The sequence below is a fragment of the Allochromatium tepidum genome, assembly GCF_018409545.1.
GTDB lineage: Bacteria > Pseudomonadota > Gammaproteobacteria > Chromatiales > Chromatiaceae > Thermochromatium > Thermochromatium tepidum_A.
This window is the reverse complement of the sequence record NZ_AP024563.1, coordinates 1814654-1827201: the sequence shown is the minus strand read 5'-3', so window position 1 is coordinate 1827201 and position 12548 is coordinate 1814654. Positions and strand designations below refer to the sequence as shown.

Genomic DNA, 12548 nt, shown 5'->3' with positions numbered 1-12548 from the left:
ACGGCTCGATTCGGCCTTATGGCGAAGGCTCAGCCCGCGATCGTCCCCGCCAACTGACGCACCCGCCGCACCATGGCCTCCAGCCCATTGCGCCGCGTCAGGCTCAGATGCTGGTCGAGTCCGATCTGTCTGAAGAACGCCTCGACATCGAACGCCAGGATGTCGCGCGCCTGCTGTCCCGAGTAGAGCCGCTGGAGCAGCGCGATCAGACCGCGCACGATGTTGGCGTCGCTGTCGGCCAGGAACTCGATGACATCCGCCGTTCCGGGCCGCACCCGCGCGGCGATGTGGACCTGACTCTGACAGCCGTGCACCGCGTTGGTCTCGGTCTTGAGCGACTCGGGCATGGGCGGCAACCGGTCGCCCAGGTCGATGATGTGCTGATGGCGCATCGGCCAGTCGGGCAGCAGTTCGAAGACCTCGGCGATCTCGTCGGCGGCGGCCTGGGGTGAATCGGCCACGGCGGCCGGATAGCTCAGGGCCGGCTCAGTCCCCTCCCCGTCTCCAAGATCTCCACTGTCCCCGGCCGTCGTCGGCTCGGCTCCCGGCGTCGCCTGAGCCACACCGGACGCGCGCCGCTGACGGCTCGCCGCTTCCCGGATCTCGCTCAACGCCTCGACCAGCGCCTCGACTTCGTCGAGCCGGTTGTAGACGCCGAATGAGGCGCGCGCCGTCGAGGTCACGCCCAACCGGTCCATGAGCGGCTGACAGCAGTGATGCCCGGTGCGGATGCAGATGCCGCGCAGATCGAGCGCGGTGCCGATGTCGAGCGTGGCGATCGGCGGATCGTTCATCACCCAGGAGATGACGCCGCTCTTGTGTCGGGCCGTGCCCTTGATCGTAAGCCCCGGAATCGATGCCAGCCGCTCGGTGGCCCGACGCAGCAGGTGCTGCTCGTGTGCGCCGATCGCGGCGAGTCCGATCGACTCGACCCAGTCGATGGCCGCCGCCAGTCCGATCGCGCCCGAGATGTGGGGCGTACCGGCCTCGAAGCGGTTCGGCAATCCGGCATAGGTCGTATGCTCGAAGGTGACACGCTCGATCATGTCGCCCCCGCCCTGATAGGGCGGCATGGACTCCAGCAGTCGGCGTTTGCCGTAGAGCACGCCGATCCCGGTCGGGCCATAGAGCTTGTGGCCGGAGAATACATAGAAATCGGCGTCGAGCGCCTGGACATCGGTCAGGCCGTGCGCGACCCACTGTGCCCCATCGATCAGCACCAGCGCCCCGGCGGCATGGGCGTCGGCGATGAGTTCGGCGACCGGGTTGATGGTGCCGAGCGCGTTGGAGACCTGATTGACCGCCACCAGCCGCGTGCGCGGCGAGAGCAGGCGCCGGTAGGCGTCCAGATCCAGATCACCGGCGTCGTCGATCGGGATGACGCGAATCCGCGCGCCCGTGGTCGCGGCGACCATCTGCCAGGGAACGATGTTGGAATGATGCTCCAGGGTCGAGATCAGGATCTCATCGCCGGGCTGGAGATTGGCACGACCCCAGGTGGCGGCGACCAGGTTGATCGACTCGGTCGTGCCACGGGTGAAGAGACATTCGACCGGATCGGCGGCGTTGAGGAAGCGGGCGACCCGCTCGCGTGCCTCCTCGTACATCCGGGTCGCGGTGCGCGAGAGTCGGTAGGCACCGCGATGGATGTTGGCGTGATGGCCGCGATGATAGTCGGCCACGGTGTCGATCACGCACTCGGGCTGCTGGGTGCTGGCGGCGCTGTCGAGATAGATCAGCGGTTGGCCGTCGATCGGGGTCGTCAGAATGGGGAACTGGGCGCGGATCGCCTCCACGTCGAGCGTGGGCCGATCCGAGTGTTCTAGAGGGGTGTTGAGCATCATGTGGGCCATCTGTCCAAAGGCGGACTCGTCGATTCGAGCCGGTCGCGCGATGAACCCAGTATGACAGTTGGATAATTCCAGCGGAAGGGGCGCATCGGGTGTGAAGGCCGACCCTGTCGTGGGTCGGCCCCTGGTCGTGCGAAGCGGACGCTCAGACGCCCCGCAGCCGCTCGGCCAACCGAGCGCCCATCTGCGCCGGTGAGCGCACGGTCAGCACGCCGGCCGCCTCCAGCGCCGCATACTTGCCCTCGGCCGTGCCCGCACCGCCGGTGACGATGGCGCCCGCATGTCCCATGCGCTTGCCCGCCGGCGCCGTGACCCCGGCGATATAGGCCACCACCGGCTTGCTGATCTCGGTGCGGATGACCTCGGCGGCCGCCTCCTCGGCCTCGCCGCCGATCTCGCCGACCAGGATGATGCCCTCGGTCTGCGGATCGCGCTCGAACAGCCGCAGACAGTCGATGAAATCCAGCCCGTGGATCGGATCGCCGCCGATGCCGACACAGGTGCTCTGGCCCAGACCGGCCTGGGTGGTCTGATAGACCGCCTCATAGGTCAGGGTGCCCGAGCGCGAGACGATCCCGACCCGCCCCGGCTGATGGATGTGTCCCGGCATGATGCCGATCTTGCACGCGCCCGGCGTGATGATGCCCGGACAGTTGGGACCGATCAGCACCGCCTCCGTCCCGGCCAGCGCCGCCTTGACCCGCAGCATGTCGAGCACCGGAATACCCTCGGTGATGCAGACGATGACCCGAATCCCGGCGTCCGCCGCTTCCAGGATGGCATCGGCGGCAAAGCGCGCCGGCACATAGATCATGCCGGCATCCGCACCCGTTTCGCGCACGGCATCGCTCACGGTGTCGAACACCGGCCGGTCGAGATGGCGCTGGCCGCCCTTGCCGGGCGTCACGCCGCCGACCAGATTGGTGCCGTAGGCGATGGCCTGCTCGCTGTGGAACGTCCCCTGCTTGCCGGTGAAGCCCTGACAGATGACGCGCGTATCGGCGTCGACCAGGATGCTCATGCGCGGCCCTCCCCTTCTACCGTGTTCGATGCTGTGCCTGAATCCGAACCACGCCGCGCGGCTTCGACCGCCAGCGTCGCCGCCGTCTCGAGTTCGCCGGCCGTCTGAAGCGCCAGCCCGCTGTCGGCGAGCAGTTGCAACCCCTGCGGCGCATTGGTGCCTTCCAGACGCACCACGATCGGCACCGATACCCCGACCTCGCGCACCGCCCGGATGATCCCCTCGGCGATCAGGTCGCAGCGCACGATGCCGCCGAAGATGTTGACCAGGATCGAGGCGACCTTGGGGTCGGAGAGAATGAGCTTGAATGCCTCGGCTACGCGCGCCGCCGTCGCCCCCCCGCCGACATCGAGGAAGTTGGCCGGCCGGCCGCCCTGGAGCTTGATCAGATCCATGGTCGCCATCGCCAGCCCGGCCCCATTGACCATGCAGCCGATGTTGCCGTCGAGACTGATGTAGTTGAGATCGTGCGCCCGCGCCGCCGCCTCGCGCGGATCTTCCTGGCTCGGGTCGCGTAGCGCGGCCAGTGCCGGATGCCGCATGAGCGCGTTGTCGTCGAGCGTGAGCTTGGCATCGAGCGCCAGCAGCTCGCCGGTATCGGTCACGACCAGCGGGTTGATCTCGATCAGGCTGGCGTCGCTGTCGATGAAGAGCCGATAGAGTCGCTCCATGAGCGTGCCGAGCGTCTTGATCTGGGCCTCGTCCAGCCCAAGTCCGAAGCCGAGCCGACGCGCTTTGTAAGGCTGGACGCCGACCACCGGATGCACACTGACCTTGAGAATCCGCTCCGGCGTCTCGGCGGCCACCGTCTCGATGTCCATGCCGCCGGCCGCCGAGGCGACGAACAGCAAGCGCTCGCCGGCACGATCGACCAGCAGACTCAGATACAGCTCGCGCTCGATGGCCGTCGGGCGCTCGATCAGGACCGAGCCGACCGGCAGCCCGTCCGGTCCGCTCTGGAGTGTGACGAGCCGCGAACCGAGCAGACGGCGCGTCTCGGTCTCGGCCTGCTCCGGACTGTCGACCAGCACCACGCCTCCGGCCTTGCCGCGACCGCCGCTGTGGACCTGGGCCTTGACCGCCCAGCGCGCACCGCCGAGCCGGGTGCAGGCCTCGCGCACCGCCTCGGGACGCTCGACCAGGACTCCATCCGGGACCGCGATTCCGCGTTCCCGCAACAACTGTTTGGCTTGAAATTCGTGTAAATTCATAACTCGACCGTGAATGAGGCGCACGATCCCCGCAGGCGATCGGCGAAACGGCTTGGTCGGCGCATAATACAATCGAATGCCCGTCGCGTCCGGCGGGTCCGGTCTTTCTCGATCGCGCGCCTTGGCCTACCCAACCCCGATGGATGTCGAACCCGGAACCGAATCCGCCTATCCGAGCTGGAGCGCCCTGCGCTGGCTCTTCCTCTTCCGGCTGCTGATGGTCGTCGGTCTGGTGCTGGCCTTCTCGCCCGCCGCCGGCGACCCGGCGCTCGCCCGCTCCGACAACCAGCTCGCCTGGAACGTGCTGGTGGTCTATGCGGTGCTGGTGCTGCTCAGCGGACTCGGACTCTCACTGCGCCGCCCGTCGCGGATCAGTCAGGTCCAGCTCGCCATCTTCACCGACATCCTCGTCTACACCGCGCTCATGCACACCGCCGGCGGCGTCACCAGCGGGCTGGGCATCCTGATCGCCGTCGCGGTGGCCGCCGGCGCGCTCATGCTGGAGGGACGGCTGTCGCTGCTGTTCGCCGCCCTGGCCTCGCTGGCCGTCATCAGCGAGCAGATCTACAGCGCCATGCTCGGCGGTAGCCGGGCGATCTCCTTCACCCAGGCCGGCTTGCTTGGTCTGCTCTTCTTCACGGTCGCCCTGCTGGCGTACGTGCTCTACCGGCGCGTGCGCTCGGCCGAGGCGCTGGCCGCAGCGCTGGGTGGAGTCGGCGCAGGTCTTCAAGACCAGCCATGCGCGCACCGTCTGCTATCTCTCGGCCGAATATCTGCTTGGCCCCCATCTGGCCGGCAATCTGGTCAACCTCGGCATCACCGAGACCGCGCGCGAGGTCGGCGAGGAGCTGGGGCTGGATCTCGACGCCATTCTGGAGGAGGAGGAAGAACCGGGCCTGGGCAACGGCGGACTGGGGCGTCTGGCCGCCTGCTTCATGGAATCGCTCTCGACCTGCCACATCCCGGCCATCGGCTACGGCATCCGCTACGAGTTCGGCATCTTCGATCAGGCCATCGAGGACGGCTGGCAGGTCGAGAGGACCGACAACTGGCTACGCAACGGCAATCCCTGGGAGATCCCGCGGCCCAAGATCCGCTTTTCGGTCGGCTACGGCGGCTACACCGAGTCCTATCGGGACGACAAGGGCCGCAGCCGTCAGCGCTGGCAGCCGGCATCGGTGATCAATGGCATGGCCTATGACACCCCGATCCTGGGCTACGGTACCGCGAACGCCAACCTGCTGCGACTGTGGAAGGCCGAGGCCCCGGCCTCGTTCGACTTCCAGGCCTTCAACACCGGCGACTACTATGGCGCGGTCTATGCCAATATCCAGGCCGAGACCATCTCCAAGGTGCTCTACCCCAACGACGAGCCGGAGGCCGGCAAGGAGCTGCGGCTCAAGCAGCAATACTTCTTCGTCTCCTGCTCGATGCAGGACATGATCCGGCTGCATCTGAACACGGTCGGTCCGCTGGAGACCTTCGCCGACAAGTTCGTCGCCCAGCTCAACGACACCCATCCGGCGCTCGCGGTGGCCGAGCTGATGCGCCTGCTGCTCGACGAGCACGCCATGAACTGGGAGCAGGCCTGGGACATCACCCATCGCACCTTCTGTTACACCAACCATACCCTGCTGCCCGAGGCGCTCGAAACCTGGTCGGTGAGCCTGTTCGAGCGCCTGTTGCCGCGTCATCTGGAGATCGTCTACGAGATCAACCGCCGCTTCCTCGACGAGGTGCGGATGCGTTTCCTCGGCGACGAGGCACGGGTCTGGCGCATGTCGCTGATCGCCGAGGGCGGCGAGCGGCGGGTACGCATGGCCAATCTGGCGGTCGTCGGCAGCCGGGCGGTCAATGGCGTGGCCGAGCTGCATTCGGCCTTGGTCAAGGCCACGCTGTTCAAGGACTTCGCCGAACTCTGGCCTGAGCGTTTCCACAATGTCACCAATGGGGTCACGCCGCGGCGGTTCATGGTCGTGGCCAACCCGCGTCTGTCCCGACTCATCACGGCCACCTGTGGTCACGAGGACTGGATTCGCGATCTGGAGCGGGTGCGCGAGCTGGAGGCCCATGTCGAGGATGCCGGATTGCAAGAGGAGTGGCGCGCGGTCAAGCGGGCGGCCAAGCAGGATCTGGCCGAGTGGATGAATCAGGCCACCGGCGTCCGGCTCGACCCGGAATCGTTGTTCGACGTCCAGGCCAAGCGTTTCCACGAATACAAGCGCCAGCATCTCAAGGTGCTGCACATCATCCGCTGCTATCAGCGCATCAAACAGGGCCAGTCGCAGGATCTGGTGCCGCGTGCCTTCATCTTCGGCGGCAAGGCGGCGCCGGGCTATTTCATGGCCAAGCTCATCATCAAGCTGATCAACGCGGTCGGCGAGGTGGTCAACAACGATCCTCAGGTCAACGGCTGGATCCGCGTGGCCTTCCTGCCCGACTTCAACGTCAAGAACGGCCAGCGGCTCTATCCGGCGGCCGATCTCTCCGAGCAGATCTCGCTCGCCGGCAAGGAAGCCTCGGGCACGGGCAACATGAAATTCTCGATGAACGGAGCGCTGACCATCGGCACCCTCGACGGGGCCAATGTCGAGATCCGCGAGGCGGTCGGGGCCGAGAACTTCTTCCTGTTCGGGATGACGGCTGAAGAGGCGCTGCAACGCCAGATGACCGGCTATCGGCCCTGGGAGATCTACCGGAACGACGCCGAACTCAAGTCCGACATCGATTTGATCAACTCGGGACTCTTCTCGCACGGCGACACCCAGCTCTTCCGACCCCTGACCGACAATCTCGTCAACCATGATCCCTTCATGGTGCTCGCCGATTATCGCGCCTATCTGGACTGCCAGAAGACGGTGAGCGAGACCTATAAGGACACGCCGCGTTGGACGCGCATGTCGATCCTCAATGTCGCGCGCATCGGGCGCTTCTCGTCGGACCGGGCGATCCGTGAGTACGCCGCGCACATCTGGAAGGTGACGCCCAAGCTCATCGAGCCGGCCGGCGGCGATGTCGCCTAACGTCAGACGATCCGGCGGCTACATGACTCTCAAGAGGGTTTTTGGTATCGGCCTATCAAAATCAAAAACTTGAGCCTGAAAGAACGGTGTTTTGTACACTTTCACGCCTGGATGGTTGAAAAATGGCTTGTGTGAACTCGATCACAGTTTAGAATACGACCATTCGATGACGACGAGCAGGGACACCTAAGGAGATGCTCAGCCTCATCCAGGAATCGACACCCGAGTCTTGCAGTCTCCCGGATGCCATACACATAAACGCGCATCCGAGAGATCGTTGCTCGTTCTCCTTCATACCGGCTCCCCCCTATTCGCCCTCTCCCGTCCTGTCTCTCGGGCGAATCCCCCGCATTCAAGCTCACCATCCACCGGCTTCAATCCCCGAGCGACTGGAGTCGTCCGGGCTTTCTCGGCGCGAGCGTACCGGACGGGTCATGGACACACGCAGTCCGTTCGGAGCACTCACGGAACCGGATCGACGGTTCCGACAGATCATCGATTAGGAAAGGAGTGACGGCATGAATCCACAACCCAAGACGCTGTTCGACATCAGTGTGCTGCTCGATGCCCTGACCAACGACGAGCATCCCACGCCTGAATCCTCCGCCGCCCTGACACTGGCGGCCAATGGCCATATCACCGGCTATGTCTGCGCCTCGACGATCGAATCGCTCCACGACCACCTCTCGCGCACCCACGGTTATCTGGGTGCGAGCGCGAAGCTGAACGAATTGCGCGCCATGCTCGAAATCGCACCGGTCGACGCCGAGGTGATCGACGCGGCCATGGGACTGGGCTGGCGCTATTTCGACGATGCGCTCCTCCATGAATGCGCCCGCGTCAACGGGCTCGATCATGTGATCTCGCTCAATGCGCCCGACTTCGATGCCGCCACGCTGCCCGTGCTCGCACCGGGCGAACTGCTCAGACAGGTTCAGTCGGCGGTTGCCTGAGCGTTGATACGTGCGCGCCGCCGGGTTCGGGCTCATGGTCGAACCCGGCGGCTGAAAGCCTTTGCATCCCACCGTCCGTTGCGGTTCAAATGTAGCGCTGGTTTCATTGATCCGAGCCTGCGTACCGTGACGAACCATCCGCCTCCCTCCGATGAGAACGCCAACCGACTCCTGAAGGTTCTGAGCGACTTCGCGCGCGAGTCGCATCTACCGGAACCGCGCGAAGGACTGACGCTCGACACCCGGCTCGAATCCGATCTCGGGCTCGACAGTCTGAGCCGTTCCGAGCTGATCGCGCGTATCGAGTGCGGCCTCGATGTGCATCTGCCCGACACCGCGCTGCCGGCCGCCACGCCGCGCGATCTGCTGGCGCTGATGGGTGAGACGGCGGAAGCGGGCCTGCCCGTGGGCCTGAGCGCCGATGCCGCCGTGCCGGCGGGCGCGGGCCTGGATCATCCGTCCGGCGCCCGGACATTGATCGACGTCCTCGCCTGGCATCGCGACCGCCACGGCGAGCGTGTCCATCTGACCTATTACGATGGTGACGACCGGCCCCATCCGCTCACCCATGCCGCACTGGCCGAGGGTGCGGCGCGCGTCGCCGCCCGACTGCGCGCGGCCGGACTCAAGACCGGCGCCACGGTCGCGATCATGCTGCCGACCGGTCCGGACTATTTCTTCGCCTTCTTCGGCGTGCTGATCGCGGGCGGCGTGCCCGTACCCATCTATCCGCCCGCGCGGCCCCAGCAGCTCGAAGACCATCTGCGCCGCCATGCCCGGCTGCTCGACAATGCCGGCGTGCGCGTGTTGATCACGGTGCCCGAGGCGCGGCCCGTCGCCCGCGTGCTGCGTGCCCAGGTGCCGTCGCTGCATGAGATCCTGACGCTGGAGGGGCTGGACGAGACGGTGCCATCGAGCCGCGCCGACTGGGCCGATCCCGGCGCCGACGATCTGGCCTTTCTGCAATACACCTCCGGCAGCACGGGCGATCCCAAGGGCGTGATGCTCACCCATGCCGACCTGCTCGCCAACATCCGCGCCATGGGCGAGGCCATCGCCATCGCGCCCGACGACGTCTTCGTCAGTTGGCTTCCGCTCTATCACGACATGGGGCTGATCGGCGCCTGGCTGGGGAGCCTCTATTTCGGCGTCCCCCTGATCTCGATGTCGCCGCCGGCCTTTCTCGCCCGTCCCAGACGCTGGCTCCAGGCGATCAGTATCCATCGCGGCACGCTGTCGGCGGCGCCCAACTTCGCCTATGAACTCTGTCTGACGCGGCTCTCCGACAGTCAATTGGAGGGGCTGGATCTCCGTTCCTGGCGGCGCGCCTTCAATGGCGCCGAGCCGGTCAGCGCCGAGACCCTGCGCCGCTTCGCCGAGCGCTTCGCGCCCTGCGGCTTGCGCGCCGAGGCGCTGGCGCCTGTCTATGGGTTGGCCGAGGCGGCGGTCGGTCTGGCGTTCCCGCCGGTGGAACGCGGGCCGCGCATCGACTGCATCGACCGCGTGCGCTTCGCCGGCTCGGGCTATGCCCTGCCGGTGGCCTGCGACGATCCGGATGCGATGGAGGTGGTCGCCTGCGGGCGTCCGTTGCCGGGCTATCGGGTACGGGTGGTCGACGACTCGGGCCGGGAGCGACCCGAGCGGCATGAGGGCCTGCTGCAATTCCAGGGGCCATCGGCGACTCAGGGTTACTACCGCAACCCCGAGGCCACGGCGCATCTGATCCGCGACGGCTGGCACGAGACCGGCGACCGCGCCTATCTGGCCGGCGGCGACATCCATCTCACCGGGCGGGTGAAGGATCTGATCATCCGCGGCGGGCGCAATCTCTATCCCTACGAGGTCGAGCAGGCGCTCGGCGAGCTGGCGGGCATCCGGCGCGGTTGCGTGGTCGCTTTCGCCGCACGCGATGCGCGTCAGGGCAGCGAGCGGCTGGTGATCGTGGCCGAGACCAAGGAGCGCGACCCGGAGCGGCGCGCGGCGCTGGCCCAGCGGGCGCGCGAACTGGCCACCGAGGTGCTGGGTCTGCCGCCGGACGAGATCGTGCTGGCCCCGCCGCGCGCCGTGCTCAAGACCTCCAGCGGCAAGCTGCGCCGGGGCGATACGCGCGAGCGCTATCTGGCCGGGCGGCTGTTCGATACGGCACCGGCACCCGCCCGGCAGTTGGCGCGGGTCGGGGCGCGGGCGATCCTGGGGCGACTGCGTGTCTGGGGCGTCCGGCTGCCTGAAACCCTCTACGTCGGCTATGCCTGGCTGGTGTTCTATCTGCTCGCGCCCTGGGTGTGGATCGGTGTCATGCTCAGTCCGCGTCCGGCCTGGCGCTGGTCGCTGGCGCGTGGCGGTGTTCGGCTCCTGCGCCGGCTTACGGGCGTGCGTCTGCGCGTGACGGGGCGGGAGCATCTGCCGCCGCCGGAGCGCAGTCTGGTGCTGATCGCCAACCATCAGAGCTATCTCGATGCCCTGGCCCTGATCGAGGCCGTTCCGCGTCCGGTGCGCTTCGTCGCCAAGCGCGAGCTGAACGCCAATCCGCTGGTCGGGCGCTTTCTCGAACGCCTGGGGACGCTGTTCGTCGAGCGGTTCGATCTCAAGCACAGTCATCGCGAGGGTGAGCGGCTACAGCGCGCCCTGCGTGACGGGTCGAGTCTGGCCTTCTTCCCCGAGGGCACCTTCCGCGAGCGGCCGGGTCTGCTACCCTTCCGTATGGGGGCCTTCGCGGCGGCGGCCGAGGCGGGCGCGCCGATCCTGCCGGTGACGATCCGGGGGACGCGCGCCATCATGCCGGGCGACGGTTTCCGCCCGCGTCCGGGGGCGATCGAGGTCGTCATCGCGGCGCCGATCCTGCCCCAGGGAACGGACTGGGAGGCGGCCAGCGTACTGCGCGATGCGGCCCGCACCGTCATCGCCGCTCGGGATGCTGTTTGAGCGCCCGGAGCGGCTCTTGGTCTGTTTGGGAGGTTCGAACCGTCAACTACCCCGCCCTGAAGGGCGGAGCTTGTGAGAGCAAGCTGGGTTGACCAGCCTCAGCCCGCCTGACCGGGACGGTCGAAAGGGGCTCCGTGTGCCACAGGTCGTTAAGACTCACCGGCGGATGCTTCCTCAGTCCGCCGCTCTGAAAGGTCTGGATCATGCTGACGAAAGGTAAAGCGTCGAAGGTTCAGGTCGCCGCCGTCAGGCGGGAGCCGGTTGCACACATTGGCGAGGGGAGCGACCACGCCGCGAGGCGTCGTCCGTCACCAGGCCCTTACGGGCAGAGCCTCACGGCCCGGCAGGTGGAAAGCCTGCACCCGTTTCCGGCGGCTGCACTGTCGTAGCCGCTATCCCTCCCCCGCCCTGAAGGGCGGGGTTTCTCGCGGAGGAACTGATGAAGGAGGCACGCTTCTACGACCGGCTCGACGCCAAGCGCGTCCAGTGCCGGCTCTGTCCACACGACTGCATCATCCCGAACGCGGGGCGCGGTGTCTGTGCGGTGCGCTACAACAGTCAGGGCACCCTCTTCACGCTGGTGGCCGATCGGGTCGTCTCACGCAGTCTGGATCCGATCGAAAAGAAGCCGCTGTTCCATTTCTATCCGGGATCGACGGCCTATTCGATCGCCACGGTCGGCTGTAGTCTGCGCTGTGAGTTCTGCCAGAACTGGGAGATCTCGCAGTGGCCGCGCGAGCGCCTGCCCAAGCATCCGGAGTCGGATGACCTGGAATCCGCCGAGGACCAACCACTCTGTCCCCAACTGGCGCGACTCGGCGACAGGGTGCCCGGCGAACCTGTGACACCGGCGCAGATCGTGCGTGCGGCCCGGGCATCGGGCGCGCGCTCCATCGCCTACACCTATACCGAACCGACGATCTTCTATGAACTGGCCTACGAGACGGCCTGTCTGGCGCGCGAGGCGGGACTGGCCAACATCTTCGTCACCAACGGCTACATCAACGAGGCGCCCCAGCGCGAACTGGCCGGCGTGCTGGACGCGGCCAACGTGGATCTCAAGTTCTTCCGCGACGAGAGCTATCGTCATATCAGCCGCGTCAGGCTCCAGCCGGTGCTCGACGCCATCGGCCGCTATCACGCGCTCGGCGTCTGGATCGAGGTGACGACCCTGGTGATTCCGGGCGTCAACGACTCGGATGAGGAACTGCGTGAGATCGCGCGCTTCATCCATTCGGTCTCGCCGGATATCCCCTGGCATGTCTCGCGGTTCCATGGCGCCTATCAGATGGCCGATGTCGCACCCACACCCTCGGCGACGCTGAGGCGTGCCGCCGGTATCGGGCTGGAGGTCGGCTTGCGGTATGTCTATGTCGGCAATCTGCCGGGCGACGGCGGCGAGGACACCCATTGTCCCGGATGCGGCACACGGCTCATCCGCCGTCATGGTTTCCGGCTACTGGAGAACCGGATCCGGCATGGCATCTGTCCGGATTGCGGAACATCTGTGGCCGGGGTCGGCCTAGGGATACGCCAGCTCGCTCCGACCGTCCGAACGTCGCTCTGAA

At 66.7% G+C, this 12548-nt stretch carries 6 protein-coding genes and 2 pseudogenes; 5 read left to right on the top strand and 3 right to left on the bottom strand.

From position 1 onward, the window contains the following. Window positions 1-29: 29 nt before the first annotated feature. The 3 genes from Atep_RS08805 to sucC form a co-directional block, all read right to left on the bottom strand. A complete protein-coding gene (locus Atep_RS08805) occupies window positions 30-1841 on the bottom strand; it encodes a SufS family cysteine desulfurase (RefSeq protein WP_213381500.1) in 1812 nt (603 codons plus the stop codon). A 154-nt stretch (window positions 1842-1995) separates the two neighbouring features. Then, window positions 1996-2871, bottom strand: a complete 876-nt coding sequence (sucD, locus tag Atep_RS08800; protein WP_213378126.1) for a succinate--CoA ligase subunit alpha — start codon at window positions 2869-2871, stop codon at window positions 1996-1998. After that, entirely contained in the window at window positions 2868-4082 is a 1215-nt protein-coding gene (sucC, locus tag Atep_RS08795; RefSeq protein ID WP_213378124.1) for an ADP-forming succinate--CoA ligase subunit beta, read from the bottom strand. The genes sucD and sucC overlap by 4 nt, the downstream gene beginning before the upstream one ends. 76 nt (window positions 4083-4158) lie before the next feature. Between sucC and Atep_RS17245 the strand changes: the two are divergent. From Atep_RS17245 to amrS, 5 genes and pseudogenes are all read left to right on the top strand, one after another. Next, window positions 4159-4719: pseudogene (locus Atep_RS17245) on the top strand (two-component sensor histidine kinase); the annotation flags it as partial. 61 nt (window positions 4720-4780) lie between these two features. Further along, window positions 4781-7105, top strand: a pseudogene (locus tag Atep_RS08785) (glycogen/starch/alpha-glucan phosphorylase); the annotation flags it as partial. A gap of 518 nt (window positions 7106-7623) precedes the next feature. Then, window positions 7624-8058, top strand: coding sequence for a type II toxin-antitoxin system VapC family toxin (locus tag Atep_RS08780; RefSeq protein ID WP_213378122.1), 435 nt, complete (start codon window positions 7624-7626; stop codon window positions 8056-8058). Between the two features lie 126 nt (window positions 8059-8184). Beyond that, window positions 8185-10980 carry a 1-acylglycerol-3-phosphate O-acyltransferase gene (locus Atep_RS08775; RefSeq protein ID WP_236786087.1) on the top strand — a complete coding sequence of 932 codons (2796 nt, stop codon included), beginning with the start codon at window positions 8185-8187 and terminating at the stop codon, window positions 10978-10980. 439 nt (window positions 10981-11419) lie between these two features. Next, on the top strand, window positions 11420-12547 hold the full coding sequence (gene amrS, locus Atep_RS08770) for an AmmeMemoRadiSam system radical SAM enzyme (protein ID WP_213378120.1): 1128 nt from the start codon (window positions 11420-11422) through the stop codon (window positions 12545-12547). The last annotated feature ends 1 nt before the right edge of the window (window position 12548 follow it).

Excerpts from the sequence above, each read along its gene's own strand:
- sucD (WP_213378126.1), bottom strand. The coding sequence starts at position 2,871 with ATGAGCATCCTGGTCGACGCCGATACGCGCGTCATCTGTCAGGGCTTC.
- sucC (WP_213378124.1), bottom strand. The coding sequence starts at position 4,082 with ATGAATTTACACGAATTTCAAGCCAAACAGTTGTTGCGGGAACGCGGA.
- Atep_RS08805 (WP_213381500.1), bottom strand. The coding sequence starts at position 1,841 with ATGCTCAACACCCCTCTAGAACACTCGGATCGGCCCACGCTCGACGTG.
- Atep_RS08780 (WP_213378122.1), top strand. The coding sequence starts at position 7,624 with ATGAATCCACAACCCAAGACGCTGTTCGACATCAGTGTGCTGCTCGAT.
- amrS (WP_213378120.1), top strand. The coding sequence starts at position 11,420 with ATGAAGGAGGCACGCTTCTACGACCGGCTCGACGCCAAGCGCGTCCAG.